General features: G+C 61.5%; 14 protein-coding genes. 6 read left to right on the top strand and 8 right to left on the bottom strand.

All coding sequences use genetic code 11. From position 1 onward, the window contains the following. Window positions 1-172 precede the first annotated feature (172 nt). From L6R21_17275 to L6R21_17300, 6 genes are all read left to right on the top strand, one after another. The gene (locus tag L6R21_17275; GenBank protein ID MCK6560950.1) at window positions 173-3,367 is read left to right on the top strand and encodes a hypothetical protein; all 3,195 of its coding nucleotides are present in this window, start codon (window positions 173-175) and stop codon (window positions 3,365-3,367) included. A 46-nt stretch (window positions 3,368-3,413) separates the two neighbouring features. Then, on the top strand, window positions 3,414-4,403 hold the full coding sequence (locus L6R21_17280; protein ID MCK6560951.1) for a PorV/PorQ family protein: 990 nt from the start codon (window positions 3,414-3,416) through the stop codon (window positions 4,401-4,403). Window positions 4,404-4,465: 62 nt separating this feature from the next. Next, window positions 4,466-6,403 carry a family 10 glycosylhydrolase gene (locus tag L6R21_17285; protein ID MCK6560952.1) on the top strand — a complete coding sequence of 646 codons (1,938 nt, stop codon included), beginning with the start codon at window positions 4,466-4,468 and terminating at the stop codon, window positions 6,401-6,403. Window positions 6,404-6,452: 49 nt separating this feature from the next. After that, entirely contained in the window at window positions 6,453-7,511 is a 1,059-nt protein-coding gene (locus tag L6R21_17290) for an FAD-dependent oxidoreductase (protein MCK6560953.1), read from the top strand. 31 nt (window positions 7,512-7,542) lie between these two features. Then, window positions 7,543-8,664 (top strand): DUF2334 domain-containing protein, encoded by a 1,122-nt coding sequence (locus tag L6R21_17295; protein ID MCK6560954.1) that lies wholly within the window; start codon window positions 7,543-7,545, stop codon window positions 8,662-8,664. A gap of 8 nt (window positions 8,665-8,672) precedes the next feature. Beyond that, window positions 8,673-9,929, top strand: coding sequence for an ROK family transcriptional regulator (locus tag L6R21_17300; protein MCK6560955.1), 1,257 nt, complete (start codon window positions 8,673-8,675; stop codon window positions 9,927-9,929). Between the two features lie 297 nt (window positions 9,930-10,226). On the opposite strand, the gene L6R21_17305 is transcribed toward L6R21_17300, so the two are convergent. From L6R21_17305 to L6R21_17340, 8 genes are all read right to left on the bottom strand, one after another. Next, window positions 10,227-11,381, bottom strand: a complete 1,155-nt coding sequence (locus tag L6R21_17305; protein ID MCK6560956.1) for a family 10 glycosylhydrolase — start codon at window positions 11,379-11,381, stop codon at window positions 10,227-10,229. Between the two features lies 1 nt (window position 11,382). After that, complete coding sequence (locus L6R21_17310) at window positions 11,383-13,836, bottom strand: glycoside hydrolase (protein MCK6560957.1); 2,454 nt, start codon at window positions 13,834-13,836, stop codon at window positions 11,383-11,385. Window positions 13,837-14,103: 267 nt separating this feature from the next. Next, complete coding sequence (locus tag L6R21_17315) at window positions 14,104-14,832, bottom strand: dipeptide/oligopeptide/nickel ABC transporter ATP-binding protein (GenBank protein MCK6560958.1); 729 nt, start codon at window positions 14,830-14,832, stop codon at window positions 14,104-14,106. A 56-nt stretch (window positions 14,833-14,888) separates the two neighbouring features. After that, window positions 14,889-15,776, bottom strand: coding sequence for an ABC transporter ATP-binding protein (locus L6R21_17320; GenBank protein ID MCK6560959.1), 888 nt, complete (start codon window positions 15,774-15,776; stop codon window positions 14,889-14,891). A 276-nt stretch (window positions 15,777-16,052) separates the two neighbouring features. After that, entirely contained in the window at window positions 16,053-16,871 is an 819-nt protein-coding gene (locus L6R21_17325; protein MCK6560960.1) for an ABC transporter permease, read from the bottom strand. A 103-nt stretch (window positions 16,872-16,974) separates the two neighbouring features. After that, window positions 16,975-17,943, bottom strand: a complete 969-nt coding sequence (locus tag L6R21_17330) for an ABC transporter permease (GenBank protein MCK6560961.1) — start codon at window positions 17,941-17,943, stop codon at window positions 16,975-16,977. A 111-nt stretch (window positions 17,944-18,054) separates the two neighbouring features. Next, window positions 18,055-19,323 (bottom strand): tetratricopeptide repeat protein, encoded by a 1,269-nt coding sequence (locus tag L6R21_17335; protein MCK6560962.1) that lies wholly within the window; start codon window positions 19,321-19,323, stop codon window positions 18,055-18,057. A 207-nt stretch (window positions 19,324-19,530) separates the two neighbouring features. After that, window positions 19,531-20,535, bottom strand: a complete 1,005-nt coding sequence (locus tag L6R21_17340; protein ID MCK6560963.1) for a hypothetical protein — start codon at window positions 20,533-20,535, stop codon at window positions 19,531-19,533. Window positions 20,536-20,628: the final 93 nt, after the last annotated feature.

Below are 20,628 nucleotides of genomic sequence, written 5' to 3' on the forward strand. Positions count from 1 at the left end.
CCGCAGTTTGTCGGAATCGTTCAGTTGAAAAGTCATTCCGCAGCATGCGGGGCGTTGGGAAGCCGCGCGGGCGGCACCACCTGCTGGTGGAATGACGGAGCATAGCAGGATGAATTCCTCAAGGTGACTTGAAAGCAATTGGCTGCGCATCAAACCCAAGGTGGTTGATTCGATGATGAAACGGAAACTCATTTGTGCGGTGTCCGTCCTGCTGAGCGCCTGGGCGCTCGCTGTCCCGGCATGGGCACAGAATGGCGGCGTCTATCTCGACCCCAATCGCAGCGACCGGCTGCTGCGCCGCGCCATGATCATGAACGCCAACCAAGTCGAGACGGACATCACCAATCACGGCACGATCGCGCGCGGCAACGACAGCCCCATCGGCGGCGTGTGGCCGCGCGGCACCGGGCACGATCATATTCACGAAATGACCGGCTTCATTGCCGCGGAAGTGGTGGACAAGAACGGCCAAGCGATCCGCATCATCTCGGACGGCTATCGTGATGCCGGCGGCTCCGGCGGCGAGATCGATCCGGTGACCAACATCTCCTACAAATTCCATCCGCTGCCGGGCTACTTCAAGGTCGCGCCGGGACAGGATGATCTCGCCAACAGCCTCAATCCCAGTTCCTGGCCGGAGGCCTGGCCGGGCAAGGATCAAACTTGGAGCGGTCGCTGGAACGGCTACTTCGGCCTCAATCAAATCTTTGCCGACCAGGAAGTGCTTTATGTGATGGATGACAGTTGGAACAAGGAATTCCAGTTCTATCCGTTCGTCGATCGTCCCGACTGGCAGGGCCTGGGCATGCAGATCGAAACCCGGCTGTTTCAATGGGCACATCCGCTCGCCAAGGACATTCTCTTCATCCACTATCAAGTTTCCAACATCGGCGAACATACCTACAACATCAACGACAGCAAGATCTTCTTCGGCGGGTACGCCGATATCGGGCCGGGCGGCCGCGGCACCACCGATGACAATGCCGCGTTTCGCCAGGATCTCAATCTGGTTTATGGCTGGGACAACGACAACATCGGCGTGTGGCAGCGCAACCGCGAGATTCCGCCGGGTTACCTGGGCTGGAAGTTTCTCGAATCCCCTGGCCTGGGCGATGACGGCGTCGACAACGACAATGACGGCCTGCTCGACGAACGCCGTGACAACGAGGCCGGCAACTTGGTTTTTGGCCCAGTGGGCAAATACGGCGACCCGAAAGAACACTGGAGCGGCGACGAAGACGGCGACTGGAACGCGGGCGTGGATGACGTGGGTAGCGACGGCGCCGGCCCGCTGGATGAAGGCTATCCCGGCCCGGATGCGGACGGCACCGAAGGCAACGGCCGGCCCGACCAGGGCGAGCCGAATTTCGGCAAGACCGACAACGATGAAAGCGATCAAGTCGGCTTGACCAGCTTCACCGCCCCGCTCTTCGGCACGGTCAACGTCACCGATGAAGAAGGCATGTGGCCGCGCATTCAACCCGACTATTTCACCGTGCCGCAACAAGCCGTCAACCAATATTGGATCTTCGGCAGCGGCCCGTTCAATCTGCCGCCGCGCAAGACCGAGCGTTTTTCCACCTGCTGGGTGTTTGGCGCCGATGAAGTGGCGTTGTTCCGCAGCGCCGAGGTGGCGCAGCGCATCTACGACTCGGACTACCGCTTTGCGCGGCCGCCGCGCCAGCCCAAGCTCACCGCCATCCCGGGCAACGGCAAAGTCACGTTGATTTGGGATGAGCTGGCCGAACTGAGCCGCGATCCGATCTACAGCCGTGATTTCGAAGGCTACCGTCTCTATCGTTCGACCGATCCGCAATTCCGCGACGCCAAGGAAATCACCGATGCGCTCGGCAACGCCCTGTTCCGGCAGCCGATCGCGCAGTTCGATCTCGCCAACGGCCTGACCGGCCCGCATCCGCTGCAGTACGGCGAGGAGATCGGCGCGCCCACCGGCATTCATTTCTACATGGGCGACGATACCGGCTTGCAGCATTATTTCATCGATGAAGATGTCATCAACGGCCGCACCTACTACTATGCTTTGACTTCCTATGACAAGGGCTATGATGACGATTTCTTCGATCGCGGCCTGGCCGACAGCCCGTTCCTGTTTCGCATCACCCCCAGCGAATCGCCCGCCGCGATTACCGTGGCGGACGGGGTAATTACGCGCGTCGATCAAAACACCGCAGTCGTTACGCCCAATCCGCCGGCCTCGAATTTGGATCCCGGCAGCACCGACGTCGGCAGCTTGCTGCATCACAGCGCGGGCCCGGCCACCGGCGAGATCGGCATTCAAATCGTCGCGCCGGATTTGCTCAAAGACGAGAGCTTCCGCGTGAGCTTCGGCACGGTGCGTGGCACCACCGCGGTCGAGTTTGAAACCAGCACGGTCACCGTGGTGAATGAATCCACCGGCGACACGCTGGCCGCCAACCGCGAAATTCCGCTCAATATCAGCACCGCGAAGTATCAGCGCGCCTGGACCACGGAATTTTTGCAGAAGGGCTTCGTGCTCACGTTCGAGAACGAATTTCCCACGCGCGAGCTGGCGCTCAGCGAATCAGGATGGGAAGCAGGCCGGCGCACCAACCTGGTGGCTTCGGTGGCGCCGCTGTTCGACACCTCGCCGTTGTGGCCGGTGTCGTTCGTGCTGGAATTCAGCGATGAGGTCGGCGTGGATACCGCCTTCACTTCGAACACCGGGCGCATCACGCGGCCGGTGAATTTCAAGGTGTATGAATTGAACTCCAACACGCCGCTGGATTTCGTGATCAGTGAGAAAGTGGGGCAGGAGGAGGGCAAAATCACCGCCGGCGAGGTGGCTTATCTCGTCTTCAAACCGACGCCCAGCTCGACGCGCTACAATCCCGCCTGGGCGGTGAAGTTCGATCCGCCGCTCGACGAGAACGGTTTGCCGCTGCCGGAGAGTGAATGGGTGCTGCCGCGCCAGGGCGACACCTTCGTGGTGCGCAATCGCATTCCCTTCAGTGAGCGCGACCGCTTTGGCTTCAGCACGATTTCCGGCAAGCTCCGCGCCAATGCCACGGCCGCGGTGCTCAGCAATGTGCGGGTGGTGCCCAATCCTTATGTCGTGGCTTCGATTCTCGAACAACAGCCTTATCTCTCGGGCCGCGGCGAGCGCTTCATCCGCTTCATCAATCTGCCGGCGCAATGCACCATTCGCATCTACACCGTCAACGGTGACCTCGTGCGCGCACTGGAGCACAACGGTTTTGCGAACGGCACCGAGCGCTGGGACTTGACGACCAAAGACGGCCTGGAAGTGGCGTACGGCTTGTACGTGTATCACTTGGAAGCGCCGGGCATCGGCGAGCACGTGGGCAAGTTTGCGATTATCAACTGATCCCGCCATTTGGCAGCAGGATCACATCCAATCGGTGGAGTTGATCATGATAAAGAGAGTTGGTTTTTTGCTCGTGCTGCTCGCCGCCGCCGCCGGCGCGCAGACCAAAGTCGGCACCACCGCTGGCGCCTTTCTGCAAATTGGCGTTGGCGGCCGGGGCGCGGCCATGGGTGAAACCGCGGTGGCCAGCGCTGCCGACGTTTCCGCGATCTATTGGAATCCGGCGCTCGCCGCCAGCCTCAACCGCGGCCAGGCCTATTTCAATCACACCACCTGGTTCGCCGACATCGACGTCAACTACGGCGCGGTGATGCTGCATTTCGATGACCTCGGCCAATTCGCGCTTTCCTTCTATTCCTTGAATTCCGGCCAGCTCGAGATCACCACGGAAGAGCGCGAGGAGGGCACCGGCGAATTGTTCACCGTGCAGGATCTCATGCTCGGCTTGACCTACAGTCGGGGCCTGACCGATCGCTTCAATTTCGGCGGCACGGTGAAGCTGATCCGGCAGGCGCTGTGGGACATGTCGGCCGCCACCGTCGGCCTCGACGTCGGCCTCACCTATCGCACGCCGTTCAACCCGGTGACGATCGGCATGAGCATTTCCAACTTCGGCGGTGAAATGCGTTTGTCCGGCACCAACACCGCGGTGCGTTACGACCCCGATCCGCGCGTGGGCGGCAACAACGACGGCATCGTGGCGGACATGCGCACACGCTCGTGGGATTTGCCGGTGACCTTTCGCGCCGGTTTCGCCTATCGCGTGTTGGAGACGCGCCTGAACCGCGTGTTGCTGAGCGGCGATCTGCTTTATCCCAACAACAACGACAACTATCTGAACCTGGGCGCGGAATACAGCCTCAACAACATGTTCTTTCTGCGCGCGGGCTATCGCCAGCTCATGCTCGATGACGCCGAAGGCGGCCTGGCCGCCGGCGTCGGCTTCAACTACAGAAACGTGCGCATCGATTTTGCTCATACCGACCGCGGCCGCTTGAACAGTCCGCGGTATTTTTCGGTCGGCGTCGACTTCTGAGCCGCGCTCTGGCGTGCGCGCCGGCTTGGCATTGCCCTAACCTCCAAACGAATCAGGTTCTCATGCCAATTCGCGACCCTCGAGTTCTGCCTGCGTGGTTGGCGGCCCTCTGGCTGTCGGCTACCCTGCCGCTGGCGGCGCAGTCCCCCGAACTGCGCGGCGTGTGGGTGACCAATGTGGCTTCGCAGGTGCTCAGCAGCAAGCCGAGCATTGCCGCGGCGATGGATTCGCTCAAAGCCGCGGGCTTGAATGCGATTTTTCCGGTGATGTACAACAACGGCGTCACGCTCTTTCCCAGCTTCGTCATGCTCAGCGTCACCGGCACGCCGATCGATCCGGCGTTCCAGGGCCGGGACGTGTTGGCCGAGTTGATCGCCGAGGCGCATCGCGTCGGCCTCGAAGTGCATCCCTGGTTCGAATATGGTTTTGCGGCCTCCTTCGGCAACAACGGCGGCCCGATTCTGGCGCAGAATCCGGGTTGGGCCGGCAAGCGCCTCTCCACCGGCGGCGCCACCGATGATGAAGCCACGGGCGGCGGCTTCTACTGGCTCAGCCAGGCGCATCCCGAAGTGCGGGAGTTTCTCATCAGCCTGATGTTGGAGGTGGTCGAGAACTATGATATTGACGGAGTGCATCTCGATCGCATTCGCTATGGCCGCGTACACTTCGGCCGCAATCCCAATAATCAGATTCTGGCCTCCGATTTCGGTTATGACGATGCGCATCTCGCGCGCTACCGCGCCGAGCACAACGGCGCCGATCCGCCCACCAATCCCGACGACGAAAATTGGCGGCGTTGGCGTGCCGGTTTGCTGAATGAATTCACCGCGGCGGTCCACGATACGGTGAAGCAGACCAATCCCCACGTGCTGGTTTCGAACGCGCCCGTGGTTTATCCTTACGGCTACACCTACTTCATGCAGGATTGGCCGGCGGGAGTGCGCCAGGGCCGGCCGGATTTCGTGGTGCCGCAAGTTTACCGCACCGATCTCTCTTCCTACACCAATGAGTTGATCAACACCAAAAGCCGCATTCCCACCGGCTACAACGGTTTCTTTTCCGGCATGCTCATTCGCAGCGGCGGCTATCAGGCGCCGGCCAGCCTGGCGGTGAGTTTCGTGGAACAGAATCGCCGCAGCAGCGTGGCGGGCGGCGTGTTTTTCTACTATGAAGGCATCCCGCCGATTGCGTCGGCGTTGCGGCAGCAGGTGTTTCAGCAACTCACTGCCCCGCCGTTTCGCGACACGCTGTGGCGGCCGACGGCCACCCTCATTGCGGAAACGGCAGCCACCGTGGAGCGTGTGGGCAGTTGGACTTTGCAGGCCGGCAAGGGTGATTCGAGCTATTTCAGTTTTGACGACAAGATTTTGACCGCGCGCGGCAGCTCGGGCGCGGCGCTGCGTTATTCCGCTGAAATAACCACTGCGGCAGACTACGATGTCTATTTGTACCAGCCGTACGGCGCGCAGCTCGCGCGCGAAGTCACGGTGCGCCTGCTCGATGGCAGCGGCGCGCAAATCAAACTGAATGAGACCAACGCGGTCACGCGCGGCTGGACGCTGGTGGGAACGAGTTTTCTGCCAACCGGGCTGCAAGCCCTCGCCGAGCTGACCACCGCCGGCGTGCCCTCCACGCAGACCGTGGCCGCCGATGGCTTGATGTTGATATTGAATCGCCAACTCAGCCCGGAAGTCGTGGTGACCGCCGTTGCCGATCGGCCCGAACCTGCGGTGCCGTCCGCTTTCGCGTTGTGGCAGAACTATCCCAATCCCTTCAATCCCGCCACCACGATTGCCTTCGCGCTGCCGCGCCGTACCACGCTGCGGCTGGAGGTGTTTGATCTGCAGGGCCGGCGCGTGGCGTCGGCGGCCGCGGGTGACTATCCCGCCGGCGTGCATCACATTACCTTCGCAGCCGGGCATTTGCCTGCCGGCGTTTACCTCTACCGCTTGTCGGCCCCGGGATTTTCGGAAACGCGCAAACTCGTGCTGGTGCGGTGAGGCACGGTTACGCCATTCTTGTGATCCAGACCTGTTTCTGCAAAGTGAGATGAAAGCCGTTCGCACAATCACGACGGAGGTTGCGGTGCTTGGCGGTGGGCCGGCGGGTGTGGGCGCCGGCCTGGCGGCGGCACGCGCCGGCGCACGCGTGCTGCTCATCGAACAGTACGGTTTTCTCGGCGGCATGGCCACCGCGGCGCTGGCATTGCCCTGGCGTTTTCGGCAGGATTTCCCGGCGCTGCTGCCGGAATTCGAAGAAATTCTGGCGCGCTGCCGCAACCTTGGCGTTTGCGCTGAACCTTTTCCGGATCCCGAAGAAGCTCGGTATCGGATGATCATCATCGACCCAGAGACGATCAAATACATTCTGCAAGAATATGTTTTGGCGGCCGGCGTCGATTTGCTATTGCACGCAAAAGCCATTACCTTGCGCCGCGCGCAGGAAAAGATCGTGGAGGCCACGTTGCACTGCCGGGAGGGCGGTGTGGCCGTGCATGCCGCAGCTTTCATCGATGCGACGGGTGCAGGAGTTTTTTGCCGCGCAAGTTTACCGGTGCCCCTGACTTATTCCTTTGTGCTGGCGAATCTTCCGCGGCTGCGCAGCAGGGAGCAGGGCTTGGCCGGTTATCTTGCCAGTTTTCTGCGGGAACGAGAGGCCTTGGGCCACGCGGCGATGAACAACTGGCTGGCGCGGCTGCACAGCGAGCAACCGGCGTTTCGCGAGATTCTACAGCTTCGTGTTGATCCGGCATGGCGCAGCGGTGAGTTGCTCGTGCATCTGATGCTCGCGCCGGAAGCGCCGCCGGAAGATACGGCCGCGCTCACGCACGCCGAGGTGTTGGGACAGACTCTCTCGCATCGCCTGGTGGAATACTTCCGGAAGAATGCAGCCGGCTACGAAGCGGCGCGCATTCTCATGGCGCCGGCGCAGGTGGGCCTGCGGCGACCGGGCCATTTGCCGGAAACCACCGATTCGGGAAATCTTCTTGCCGCCGGCCGGCATGCGCTGCTCCTGCCGTCGGACTCGGTTTGGACCAGCCTGGCGCCGCACACGTTTGCCAGCGGCGCGGCTGCCGGCCAACGGGCAGCGGCAATCGCCGGCGCGTGAATCGTTTGCAACCCAGACAGGAATGTGTCACATGACCAGAGTTCTGCATTTTTTGTTGCTTTTGATCACCGCCGCGGCTGCCAGCGCGCAACCGCAAAAACTGATCTTTCTTCTGCGCGTTGACGACATCATGTCGCGCAACACGGCGATTCTGCCGCGCAGCCTCACTGCCTTCGAGCAGGCGGCGGAAAGCCGCGGCGCCAAAGTGACCTGGGTCACCATCCCGCACCGCCTGATCGAATCCGCCAATCAGGACGGCAAGCTCAGGCGCGAGCTGATTGCTTCCGCGGGCCGCGGCCACGAAATCGCCATGCACGGTTACACGCACATTTGCCAGCGTTGCAGCCAGTCCAGTCACGAGATGTTTTGCACCACGCACAATCTGCCGTTCACGTATGCCCAGCAGGAGAAGCTGGTGCGCGACGGCCTGCAAATTCTCGCCGACAGTCTCGGCGTGCAAGCGGTTTCGTTCGTGCCTCCCGGCCATCATGCGGATTCCACCACCTTTCAGGTTCTGGTCGAGCAAGGCTTTCGTTGGATTTCGACCACCGGACCGACCAAGGCACCAATCGCCGAGGGGTTGATGAATCTTCCCCCACACCGCGAATACACCTGGCAAATGGCGCCGGCAAGCTATCAAGACCGGCTGCGGCAAGCGTTGCAAGACGTGCGCACCCTGGGCCGCGCCGACGGTTACTTCTGCCTATTGTTCCATGATCCCTTCATGCGGCAGGGTTATGAGAATGGCCTGGTGGTGCGCTGGGCTGGAGAAGTACTCGATTCGCTGCGCGCCGAATATGGCGGCAATTTGGTGTTCATGACCTTGGCTGAAGCTGCGCAACACTTTGCCGGCCAAATCACCAGCCTCACCCAGCGCAGCGCGGCCGCGCCGGTTTTTGCGCTGGCGCAGAATTATCCCAACCCCTTTAATGCCGCAACGTTGATCGAATTCAGCCTGCGCCAGACCACGCCGGTGCGGTTGACCGTGTTCAATGCGAACGGCCAGGCCGTCGCGCAGTTGCTCGATCGTATGCTGTCACCAGGCAACTATCAAGTGCGCTGGCAGGACGCGGCCGCCGCCAGCGGCGTCTATCACTATCGTCTGCAAGCGGGTGAGAGCAGTGAAACCCGCAAACTGCTGTTGCTCAGATAAGGCCTGGTATGCCGCCTGCCATGACTCCCGTGCTGGAAAACAAGCTCTCCGGGTTGAATGAGATTCGGGTGTTTCGCACGATCTTCGAATCCGGTCCGATTTCCCGGGCCAAGGTGGCGCGCCGTTTGAACCTCTCGCGCGCTGCGGTCACGCTCATCACGCAAAAACTCGCGAAGCGGGGCTTGCTGGCCACGGTGGGCAAAGGCGCCTCCACCGAACGCGGCGGCCGCCGCGAAGTGCTGTTGGCCATCAGCCCGCGCGCCGGTTTCATTCTCGCCGCGCAGCTCGAACGCGATTTCTTTCGTTTCGGCCTGCTGGACAGCAACGCGCGCCGCATCGACCAGGAAACGCAGAGTTATGCGTTGGGCACACCGCCGGCGCAGGTGCTCGATCGCCTGATCAAGGGCATGCAAAAGATGCTGCGCAGCCACCGCGTGCCCGCCGATCGCATTCTCGGCATGGGCATTGGCTTGCCCGGCATTCTGAATTATGAACAAGGCTGTTTGCGGGAGGCGTACACGCTGCAGGGCTGGCAGGATTTTCCGGTGCAGAGCTACTTGAGCAAATCTCTGGCGGTGCCGGTGCAGCTTGAAAACGACGTGAAGGCTGTGACCCTGGGGGAATTTCAGTTCGGCAGCGGCCGGCTGGTGCGCGACTTGATTTGCCTGTGGGTGGAAGACGGCATCGGCGCCGGCATCATCGTCAACGGCCAGTTGTTGCGCGGCGCGACCTCGAGCGCCGGCGAGATCGGCTACAACGAGCTGGCGCTCGGCCAAGCCGGTGCACGCTCACTCTTGATCTCGCCGCAACACTACGATTGGGGCGACATTCTCTCGCACTCCAATTTGAAAGAGGCCGCCAAGCGCGGCCGCGAGGATGGCTGGACCACCAGCCTGCCGACGAATGGCGAAGTGGTGGACATTCTCGCTGCTGCCGAATCCGGCGATCCCCTGGCTCTGCATCTGGTCAAAGATTTCGGCCGGCTGCTCGGCGCCGTGTGCGTGAATCTCATCTACAGTTTCAACCCGCCCTTGATGATTCTGCACGGCCCGCTGTTCTATCGCAGCCCGCTGGTGGCAGATGAAGTGCGCGCACACGTCGCCCATGGCATTTTGCGCTCGCCGGTCGAAGCCGTTGATATTCGCACCGGCATGCTGGGTGAGAATGCCGTGCTGGTGGGCGCCGCCACGCTGGTGCTGGAAAATCTCTTCAAGGATTCTCCCCAGCGGGCCGCCCCCTCGCCTGCTCCTGCCCGTGCGCGGTGATCCGCCCGGAAAAATTCCCACCAACATTCCAAATGCGCTGATTTCCCCACGATCAAAAGATGCCGTGAGCAGAACTCGCTGTCAGCGAGTCCTGTTGTCGAAATTTGGTGGTGCCGCGCTACAGCATTTTCCAGCGGATCAAGCGAACCCCGCCTTTTGTCGTACGACGCGAATCTCCCCAGGCGCCGAGTCACGTTTCAAATTGCGCGGCCCTGCCCGCGCCAGGGAGGAAGCGTGCAACCTGACAACGGCGACCACGACTCCTCAGGCAAACGAAAAACGCCATAAGCCCGGGCCTTATTGCGCACGCCACGGCAGGCGCGCGGGCGTGCGGTAGAATGTCGCTTTCAACGTGTCCGCCAACTCGTCGTGATTGCGGCGCAGGCCTTCATAGAAAAAGAACACCTCGCCGGCATAACCCTGCCGCCGGTTGTAAGCAAGCGCCGCCAGCAAGTAATCAACCGGGATGCGATAGTCGCCGAGATTGATCAAGATGCCGGGATAGAGCAGGCGTTGCTGCTCGGGCGTGAGACCGACTTGCCGGGGCGCCATCTCATCCAGCGTGCGGCGATAGTCGGCAATGCCGTAGCGATACACTTGGGGGTGCACCACATCGGCATAGCCGCCGCGCACCCAGGCCGGCCAGTCCTGCAAGTATTCCTCATAGGCCCAGGGATAGACGCTGGGCGACCACGACACGATGGCCTCCGGCTTGACGGCTTTGACGGCATGGTAAAGCCGGCGGCCAAAGTCATTGAGTTTGTCCGCGCGCCAACGCAGCCAAGCCTGGTCTTTGAAATTTGCCGGCGGCGCGGCGCCGTTGTGCTCGGCGCGATACAGGCTGTCGGTGAAGGCGGAATAACCGCCTTCACTGGGGTTGGCCGGCAGCCGGTCATCGCCCTGCACGCCCTCGACCTCATAATTGCGCACAACCTCCAACACCAGCGCCAGCATGAATTCCTGCACTTCCGGATGATAGGGATTCATCCATTCGAAGCCGTTCTTGGTGAGCAGATTGCCGTCACGATCGCGCTCGGCCCAATGCGGCTTGCGGCGCAGCAAATGGCCGCCGTTTTCCTGATAAGAGGAGGAAAAGCCGAACTCGAACCAGGGAATGACCGTCAGGCCGTGCCGGTGCGCGGCCTCAATCAACTCTTGCAACGGGTCGCGGTCACCGTAGCGCGGATTGATGGCCAGGCCGAACAGGCTGTCCATCACGGCGCTGCGATAGGTGGTCATGGCCTTGTTCCATACCACCGGATAGACAATGTTGAAATTGTGCTCGGCGAGAAAGCGCATGGCTTCCTCAATGCCCGCGCGGCTGTCCAACACTTCACTGTCGACATTGGTGAGCCAGACGCCGCGCAATTCGGCGGGCGCGGCCGGTTCTTGCGAGGGCGAAGGGCCGCAGCTCAGGCAAAGCATGGCAAGCAGGAAAGCTAGCATTCGCATCTCACACCTCCGATTCCAAACGAAAGCAATCAATGCCGGCGTTCAGGTCGCGGCAACATTGCAGCGCGCGTTGTTCGCTGTTCAGCTCGGGGCCCCATTGCACCGCGAAGCGGAATTCATGAAAGCCGCTCAAACCGGCCTCGAAATTCGTTTCCCAGTAGTTCGTCATGAGCCAGGCGTAGATTGGCATCGGTTCGTTTTCCAATCCCGGCATGCCCTGCAGCAGCCGCGGTTTGACGCGCAGATCGCCGAGTTGAATCAAATTGGCATCCGGCGTGGCGATCGCAATGCCGTAGTCCTCGGCCACGCAGGCCAGGCCCTCCTGGATGCTGTAGAAATCCGTCAACGTGCCCGGGAGTTGATCGATGCGCGGCCGCACCTGCGCGCCGGCTTTGTCGAGCCAGAGTTGGAAAGGCCGGTCCGCGCTGGCAAACGGCAGGGCGAGATAGAGATTTTCCGGTTCCCAGCGGTGGTCTTTGTTGAGGCGCACGATCACGTCAACGCGGGGCGCATGCGCATGCGGCCGGAGTTCGAGCAAGAACAAACTGGTGCCGGGCAGAGAGTAGCGCAGTTCCGCTGCGGCCCACACGCTGCCGCTGCTGGATGATTCCACTGCTGCCAGCTTGCCCACGGCGCGCTGCACTGCCAGGCCTTTGCGATTGCGGCCCATTCGCTGGCGCACGATCGTCATTTGGCTGCGGTCCGGCACCGCTGTGATTTCATAAACCGGCGTGAACGCGCCCTGTTCCTGCCGCCGATCGAGTAATTCCATTCGATTCTGCTTGTCGAACCAGGAAATGATGCCGCGCTCTTCCTGCCAGGCAAGGCGCACGAACGGCGTCTCCAAAAAGAAGCTGCCGTGTTGCACGCCGGCCTCGGCTTGCGCCACGTCGAAGACGCCTTCCACGCCTTGCAGCCGGAAACTGCTGGTCGTGTTGCCGGTCGCCGCTTGCACGGCACGCACTTCGAATAATTTTTCCTCACCAGCCGGCAGCGTGCAGGGAACGCCGATTATCACCCCGCGCGGCACTTCTTCCATCTGATGCGCCACCCGCGTGGCAGTGGACAAGTCCCAAACCTCCACGCCCTGATCGAGCCGCAATTCGAAAAACTCGAAGTGATGCACCATCATCTTCGCGAGGCCGCTTATGGCATGGCCATTGGGATTTACGGCCTTGTAGCGCAGCGGCATTTCCGGCCGCATGCCCACTGCGCCGAGCTGGCTGCGCGCCTGCTCGAGCTGGACTTGAATCCCTTCGTAAGCGGCAATCGCAAAGGCTTTCTTGCGCGCGGAAACGATCAGCGGCACCCAGTTCCAGGGATGGGAGACCGACTCCGATCCTTGAAAGGTATGCTCGGCAAACATGGTCAAATTGTATTCGATGGGGCTGCAGTCCGCCCGCGCCAACTGCGGATAGCGCCGGCACAACTGCCGATAATAGCGCAGATCGCGTTGCGCCTGCCGGAATATTTTGGTGTGTTGCGGACAGCTGGCGGTGCCGTCCGACCACCAATCCGGCCAGTCGCCGCGATAGACTGGCAGCTCGACCTCGGTGCGCCGCACGCTTGCAAAGAACTCGCTCAGCGTCACCATCTGCAGCCGGAGGGTTTCGCCGTGCGTTTCATTCCAGCGCCGGATCATTTCAATGATGCGGGCGCTGGGCGGCGAATTGTCATTGCGCAGGCCGGAAACCATCACCGGCACAAATCCGAAAGGATAACCCTCGTCGCGCAGCCTGGCAAAGTAGCGCGGAATGCGCGTGGTGGCGATCGGCCAGACGTCTTCATACATCGCAGCCAGCGGCAATTCATCTTTGATGAGATACGTCGAGGCTGCGCCCGGCGCCAGACCGAGATCATTGCCGAAGTGGTAATGCTCGCCGTTCCACACCAGCACGCGCCCGCCTTGCGGCGTTTCCCACCAGAACGGAAATTGCTTGCGGCCGGCGGGAAACATGCCGTGATGGGTGTGCACGCAACTGAAGAGATTTTCGACGCCGTTGTCGAGCAGCGCCTGGGCAAAGCCCCAACTGTAGCCGTTGATGTCGGCAGTCATGGCGCTGTCGATGCGCACGCCGATTTTTCTGCCGTAATCGGCTGCGCGCCGGATCATGCTGCACAGCACCTCGTGGTCCAGCAATTCGGTCAAATTCAAAAAGCTGGCAGAGAGGCCAAAATCGCCGGCTTGCAGCGCCTGCTCGAAGGCTTGTATGTCCTCGCGGCCGGCCTGCTGGAGAAATTTCTCCACCGGCCAAAAGGTCTCACAAGTCCATTTGAAGCCGTCGAAATGCTGATTGCGGCGGTGGCGGGAATCCCGCAGAATGCGCAGAGCCTGGCGGATGAAGTCCACTTGCCAGCGCTCGATGCGCGCCTGAAATTCGGTATAGCCAATGTCGGTGTGGGAGTGATGAATGAGATACAGCGTGTGCGGGGCAACAGGGCGGCGCTCTGACATGTTTGATCCTGGCGAAGCGTTCGGGTTCGGCAAGTTGCTGATGAAATGCAATGCTGCTGGAGTATGCTACCAAACCGCGCCAAAGTCAAGATCGAAGCTCGGCCGGGCGGAATCCCTCGGTTACCGGTGGTGTCATATTGATCAGCAACGGTTGCACCGTTGCTTTTGGCGCCCGGAGCCGGGCGTCGTGACGCCACGGCACAACCGTGGCGGATCATCCCCACCAATAGCTGGGGCATTACGGCGGGGCGTTTGCCGTTGCCGGGTTCACGGCTGGGCCGTCACGAGTCTGCCGGCGGCCATCACCAGCGTGCGGGTGCAGAATTGACGCACCAACGCGAGATCGTGCGAGACGATCAGCATCGTCAGACGCTGCTGTTCGCGCAGGCGGAGGAGCAGATCGAGCATGCGGCTTTTGGTGAGAACATCCAGTGACGACAGCGGCTCATCGGCAGCCAGAAAAACCGGTGCGAGCGCGAGCGCGCGCGCCAGCACCACGCGATGGCGCTGGCCCTCGCTAAGCTGGGAGGGCAGCGCCTCATGCTCGCGCCGCGGAATTTCGACCATGTCCAGCAATTCTTGCGCGCGGCAGTGTGCGGCGTCGCGAGCCAGCAGGCCATGGGCCAGCAGCGGCTCGCTGATCGCCTCGCGCATGCGGAGCCGCGGATTGAGCGCCGCCCCGGCATCCTGGAAAACGAGCTGGGCTTGTCGCCGGAAGCGCCGCTCAGCCGCGCCGCGCAGCGCGGAAATCTCCTGCCCGCGAAAGCGCACACTGCCGCTGGTGGGCGTGAGCAGTCCGAACAGGCAGTGCAGCAGGGTGGTCTTGCCGCAACCGGATTCACCCACCAGCGCGACCGTTTCGCCTGGAAAGATGCTGAACGTGACGCCGGCGAGGGCGCGGACCGGTTGCTGGCCGAAGGCACGGGCGGGAAAGTGCAGCTCGAGATCGGTCGCGGCAAACAGCGCAGGGTCAAGATTGGGCGGGGGCAGATTCACGAGAAGACTCCAAGAACCGAAATTCCAAATGCTGAGAGAATCAGTGTCGGAATGATTCAAATGCCCGTGTTCGTCTCTTTCCAATCCATCTTCTCAGTCCAAATGGCTTTGCCGTCCCTGACTGCAGGACTCGATTCCCAGCCCTGCGGCGCAAAGCGTTGGGCTGCGGCCAGCAGTTGCCGGGTTTGCACATGCTGCGGCGCGCGCAAGACTCGCCGCGTCTCGCCGCATTCCACGATGCCGCCGGCATGCATGATGGCAACGCGATCGCAAAAACCCGCCACCAGCGCCAAATCATGGCTGATGAACAGCAGGCTCACGCCCAGTTCCTGCTGCAGCCGCAGCAGGCAGGCCAGCACCTCATCGCGAGTTGCAACATCCAGCGCAGTCGTCGGCTCATCCGCGATGATCAAGCGCGGCCGGCAGGCCATGGCCATGGCGATCAACGCGCGTTGCCGCATGCCGCTGCTCAGCTCGTGCGGATAAGCCGCATAACAACGTTCGACTTCCGGCAGGCGGGCCGCTTCGAAAAGCGCCAGCGTGCGCTGCCGTGCCGCTTTGCGCCCCAAGCCGAGATGCAGGCGCTGCACTTCCGCCACCTGGCTGCCCACCCGGCGCAAGGGATTCAATGCCGCCGCCGGATCTTGAAAGATCAAAGCGATCTCCCGCCAGCGGATTTGCCGCAGCCGTTGCTCCGAGGCCTGCAATAGATTCTCGCCGGCAAACAGAATTCTTCCAGCGGTAATCTGCCCCGGCGCTGCGATTAGCCGGGGAACCGCCAGCGCAACCGTGGTCTTCCCGCAGCCGGATTCTCCCACCAGCGCCAGCGTTTCTCCGGGAAAGAGCGACAGATTGAAACCGCGAACCACCGTCGCCGCGGCCCCGTCCTTCCGCTGAAAGCGAATTTCCAAATTTTCGATTCTGAGCAATTCCGGCTGGTTCATTCCGATTGGTGTGTTATTGTGGAATTGCATCACTGGTGCCTGTCCCAAACACCGCCGTCCGGGCGGCTTCTTCATTGCTGAACTGACACTGGCTGCCACCCATGTCATCCTGTAGGATCCCGTGAAGATTAGAGCACCATGCCATGTACCTCACAAGATTCCTGACGAATGACCTGCGGAGTCACCCATGCCAATCAGAGTAACAAAGCGCCAGTGCGATTTTGATGAATTGAACAGCGCCAGCGGACGCGGTTTGTTTCTTGCGGCGTGCCGCGGTCAAGGCGTGAAGGCTTGGCGCAAGCCCTCCCCGATCCAATGCAGGCCAATGGCAGTGAGCGTAATGGCCAGGCCGGGAAACGTCACGATCCACCACGCCGAAGCCAGCACGTCGCGGCCATCGCGGATGATGCTGCCCCAACTCACTTCCGGCGGCTGCACGCCCAATCCCAAAAAGCTCAGGCTCGATTCGATGAGAATGACATCCGCCAGCCGCAGCGCCATCAAAGCAATGACCGGCGGCAGTGCGTTGGGCAGGAGGTGGCGCAGGATGATGCGACCGCGGCTCAGCCCCAGCACTTGCGCGGCTTTGATGAAATCCCGTTGCTTGAGCGACATGACTTCAGCGCGCAGCAGCCGGGCAATGTCCATCCACATGGTGGCCGCCATCACCAGCACGAGCTTGCGCCAGTCCGTGCCGAACAGCGCGACACAACCGGTGAGCAGATAAACCACGGGAAAGGCGAGCAGCAATTCCACCAGCCGCATGATCACGCCGTCGAGGCGGCCGCCGGCATAACCGGCGAGCGCGCCCAGGGTTGCGCCCAACAGCAAAGCGAGAGCCGTGACGGAGAAGCCGAGCGTGAGGGAGACGCGCGCGCCCAGGATCAGCCGGCTCAACACGTCGCGGCCGAATTGATCGGTGCCGAGCGGATACTGCCAACTGGGTGGGTGATAACGCTGCGCAATCACCTGCACCAAAGGATCATGCGGCACCAGCCGCGGCGCCAGTGCGCCGGCCAGCAGCCAGCCGCACACCACCATCGCACCGGTCCACGCCAGCTTGTGGCGGAAGAAGTTTTGCAGGAAACTCGGCATGCGCAAGTCCTGCGGGAAAGCCCGCGAGTTTTTCATTTTCTGCCGCGCCGGCGGGCCGCGACTGGGACAGGAGAGCAGAAGGCGAGGGCAGGGGAATTCACGCTCATGCCGGTGCTTTGATTCTCGGATCCGCCAGCCGGTAACAAACATCCGTGATGAGGTTACCGGCGATGACCATGATTGCGGACAGCGCCGTGGCGGCCAGAATCACCGGATAGTCGCGCGCAAAGATGGCTTCCAACGTGACGCGGCCCATGCCGGGCCAGGCGAAGACGGTTTCCGTGAGAAAGGCGCCGCCCAAGAGGAAGGGAAAGCTCAAGCCCAGCAGCGAGAGCAGCGGCAGCCGGGCGTGCGGCAACGCGTGCCGGATCATGATGCGCCAGGGCGGCAGGCCTTTGGCCTGCGCCAGCCGAATGAAAGTCGAGTCCATGGCATTCACCAAATTCTCCCGCACGTAGCGCGCGGTGGCGGTGGCGCCGGGCAGCGCGAGCGTCAAGACCGGCAGCACCAGATGCGCCAGGCGATCCCGGCAGGTTTCCCAGAAGCCTGCTTCTGCCAACCGCAGCGTAGCGGCGTGCGAAGTGGGCAGCCAACCCAGCTTCAGCGCGAAGAGCGAGAGCAGCAGCAATCCCAGCCAGAAACTCGGCATGCAGTAGAATGCCAGGCCGGCGTGATTGATGAACACGTCGGGCCAGCGCTGGCGATAGTGGGCGCCGAGCGTGCCCAGCGTGATTCCCAAAACAAAAATGAGCAGGAGAGCGGGAATGGTCAACTGCAGCGTCGCGGGAATGGCCTCGGCCAGAATGGCGGACACCGGCTGGCCTTGCGTGAGTGAATATCCCCATTCACCGGCGAGGCATTGCCTGAGCCACTTGAGGTATTGCCAGTGCAGCGGCTGATCGAAGCCGAATTGCTGCCGCAACAGTGCCAGCGTTGGCGGTGAAATTTGTGGTGAAAGGAAGCGCGCGGTAGGATCGCCGGGGCTGGCATGCATGAGGAAAAAAGTGAGGGTCAACACGCCCCAAACGAGCAAGAGCGCCTGCAACATGCGGCGCGCCAAAAAGGTGAGCATGAGCGGTGGAGTTTTTAGAAGTAGTGCCGCCCGGCAGCGGCGGCAGAAAGAAAAGGCACGCCGTTGCGTTGCTCCGCCGCAACCGGCGGGAGCAGCACGCGGCGGCGTGCTTTACCTTTGCGTCCGCAGGTCGAGCAACAGCTTTTCCAGCTTGCGAATCTCGCGGCTGGCCTTGAGCTGGCGATAATGCTCCAGGGATTCTTGCAAGTGCTTGGTGGCATTCTTCCGGTCGCCTTTGGCGAGCCAATACTCGATGAAGCTGCGGTGCGTCTCAGCCAGCACCAGTCGCAGATCGTACTGGCTGCCGAGCGCCAGCGCTTCGTCGAGGTATCTGAGGGCCAGGCCCCAGTTCTCCTGCCGGGTGTAGACCACGCCCATGATACGGCAGGCATCCGCTTCGCCGGACTTGTGCTCCAAGCCATGAAACACGCGCAGCGCGATCTGGCACTGCTTCTCGGCCATTTCCAGATCATGCATCAACAAATAAAGCTCGACGCGATTCAGGCTGGCCTGGGCTTCGACCACGGCGTCGCCGATCTCGCGGGCGAGTTGCAGGCTCTTGGCATAGTACTTCCCGGCCTCGTTCCAATACTCCTTGTCGCGATAAGCGGTGGCGAGGTTGTTGTAGGTTTCCGCCAGGCCGCGCAGGTCTCCCAGCTTCTCGAACAACGGCAGGCTCTTCTGCAGCGCGGCGAGGGCCTTGTCACTGTGCCCCTGCAGGTTGTACATCGCGCCCAGGTTGTTGTAGACGCAGGCGGTGAGTTCGTCGTCGTTCATGCGCTCGGCGATCGCGCGGGCGTGCTCGCAGGCGGTCTCCATTTTGCGCCAGGCCGCGGCCTGAAAATAGCCGGTGGCCAGGCTGTTCAACGCATAGGCTTCTTCCAGCGCTTCGCCGTGCTCCAGGCAGATTTTGCGGCTGCGCTCGAAAAGCGCATGAGCCTCTTTCCACCGGCTCTGCCGCAGCTTCAGATTGCCGATTTGGCGCAAGGTGCGGGCTTGGAGCTTGTAATCCTGCAGCAGCGTGCTCAGCTTGAGCGCCTGTTCGTAGTTCTGAATCGCTTCCTCGACCAGCCCCAGCAGCGCGTAGGTTTGCCCGGCGCTGTAACAGAGGGTGAGTTCCTGGGCCTGGTCCTGCTTGATTTGCGCGTGCTGTTTGAGGTGCTCCACCGCCAGCTTGAAATAGGCTGCACTCTTGGCCTTGTCGTCTTCGGTCTGGAGTCTGCGCGCCAGCTTTTCCATGCTATAGCTCAGGTCAACAAAGGTCTCGGAATCGGATTGGCCGCCGTGTTCCGTCATTTTGATGAAAGCCGCGAGGTTGTTGGCCAGCGCCCGGTATTGCTCCCGGGGCTTGCGGCTCTCTGTCCTTTTCTTCTTCGGCATATGACCTACCTACCATTGCACAACTGCAAGTGGCATACCACGTCGGATGACCTGGCGTTGGGTTAATCAAATCAACGGTTTTGCTGCAGACCTCGGGCATTCACGCGCAGGATCGGCTGCGCTGCCCGCCGGAATCGTAATGTTACGTTACAGCCCGCACGTCCACGTGCGATCACATGACAATTCCTTCAGCGCGCCGGACTTCTGTTACCGGCTCGCCAGGCTGTATTGCGTGAAGTGCCAGACGTAGACCCAAATCTTCTTGCCCTTCTCATCGACCGTACCGCCCACGTCGATCCACTGGCGCGTGACCGGATCAAACCAGGTAACGGTAAAGGTGCTGGGATCCAGACCGGTGGTGTCGAGATTCTTGTAACAAATCGTCACTTTCACCGGCTGATCGAAGTGTCCGCTGGGGCCAAAATCAACCTGGGCGGCTTCCTTGTCGACTTCGGTAATCACCATCTTGAAGTCGCCGCGCAAAGCGAAAGTGGGGATTTCCATTTCATGGCCGCGAAACTCCAGGCGCCCGCCTTTCGACCGGTGCATCTTTTTTGCACGGCTGCCGCCCCAGTTCTCACCCTGCCAGGCGATGAATTCCTTCTCCTCCGGCGTGACGTTCCAGGTCAGCGCATAGCGGCCGGCCTGCGTAATGTTCGCGGAGATGTTTTCCTGCTTGTCATCGATGCTGCTGGGCAGATCGATCCAGTTGTCGGAGGCCGCATCGTAACGGCTGATGGTCAGGGCCGCCATGTTGACGTCGATCAGGTTGACCACTTTTAGATGCAGGGTCAAAGTTGCCGCGGCGTTGAATGTGACGTTCGGGCCGATCTCCAGCTCGACGAGATGGTCGTTCACGGCCACGAAGGATATCTCGGTCTCTTGATTGACCGCGCCGGCCGGGAACTCGAGCTTTTCGTGGCACAGATCAATATTGTCCTTGCGGTCGGGCTTGATCAACTTGGATTTCGTGCCGCTGCACACATGGCCCTTCTGCAGCGCCCTCGGCGCTTTGGGCCGGAGCAGCTTCATGCGACTGGGATCGAGAACTTTGCGGGTCTGCCGGCTGATCTGGCTCGCCTGTTCCGGCAATACCGGATCGCTGTTTCCGATCGGTGAAATCGGTTTCTCATTGCAGCCGACGATGAGCAGTGCGAAGCTGATTGCGCCAGCCAGGGTCGCCAGCCTAGACAACCTTTTCATGCGCGTCATGATGGGCCTCCTGCGGGAGTGGATGAATGGTTTGTTGTTTATGTCTTGGTTTGGTGAAGCGGCTTTGCAGAAGCCTTCCTGCAATGACTCCAG

Source organism: bacterium (assembly GCA_023150945.1).
Taxonomy (GTDB): Bacteria; Zhuqueibacterota; Zhuqueibacteria; order Zhuqueibacterales; family Zhuqueibacteraceae; genus Coneutiohabitans.

Excerpts from the sequence above, each read along its gene's own strand:
- L6R21_17275 (MCK6560950.1), top strand. The coding sequence starts at position 173 with ATGATGAAACGGAAACTCATTTGTGCGGTGTCCGTCCTGCTGAGCGCC.
- L6R21_17280 (MCK6560951.1), top strand. The coding sequence starts at position 3,414 with ATGATAAAGAGAGTTGGTTTTTTGCTCGTGCTGCTCGCCGCCGCCGCC.
- L6R21_17285 (MCK6560952.1), top strand. The coding sequence starts at position 4,466 with ATGCCAATTCGCGACCCTCGAGTTCTGCCTGCGTGGTTGGCGGCCCTC.
- L6R21_17290 (MCK6560953.1), top strand. The coding sequence starts at position 6,453 with ATGAAAGCCGTTCGCACAATCACGACGGAGGTTGCGGTGCTTGGCGGT.
- L6R21_17295 (MCK6560954.1), top strand. The coding sequence starts at position 7,543 with ATGACCAGAGTTCTGCATTTTTTGTTGCTTTTGATCACCGCCGCGGCT.
- L6R21_17300 (MCK6560955.1), top strand. The coding sequence starts at position 8,673 with ATGCCGCCTGCCATGACTCCCGTGCTGGAAAACAAGCTCTCCGGGTTG.
- L6R21_17305 (MCK6560956.1), bottom strand. The coding sequence starts at position 11,381 with ATGCGAATGCTAGCTTTCCTGCTTGCCATGCTTTGCCTGAGCTGCGGC.
- L6R21_17310 (MCK6560957.1), bottom strand. The coding sequence starts at position 13,836 with ATGTCAGAGCGCCGCCCTGTTGCCCCGCACACGCTGTATCTCATTCAT.
- L6R21_17320 (MCK6560959.1), bottom strand. The coding sequence starts at position 15,776 with ATGAACCAGCCGGAATTGCTCAGAATCGAAAATTTGGAAATTCGCTTT.
- L6R21_17325 (MCK6560960.1), bottom strand. The coding sequence starts at position 16,871 with ATGCCGAGTTTCCTGCAAAACTTCTTCCGCCACAAGCTGGCGTGGACC.
- L6R21_17330 (MCK6560961.1), bottom strand. The coding sequence starts at position 17,943 with ATGCTCACCTTTTTGGCGCGCCGCATGTTGCAGGCGCTCTTGCTCGTT.
- L6R21_17335 (MCK6560962.1), bottom strand. The coding sequence starts at position 19,323 with ATGCCGAAGAAGAAAAGGACAGAGAGCCGCAAGCCCCGGGAGCAATAC.
- L6R21_17340 (MCK6560963.1), bottom strand. The coding sequence starts at position 20,535 with ATGACGCGCATGAAAAGGTTGTCTAGGCTGGCGACCCTGGCTGGCGCA.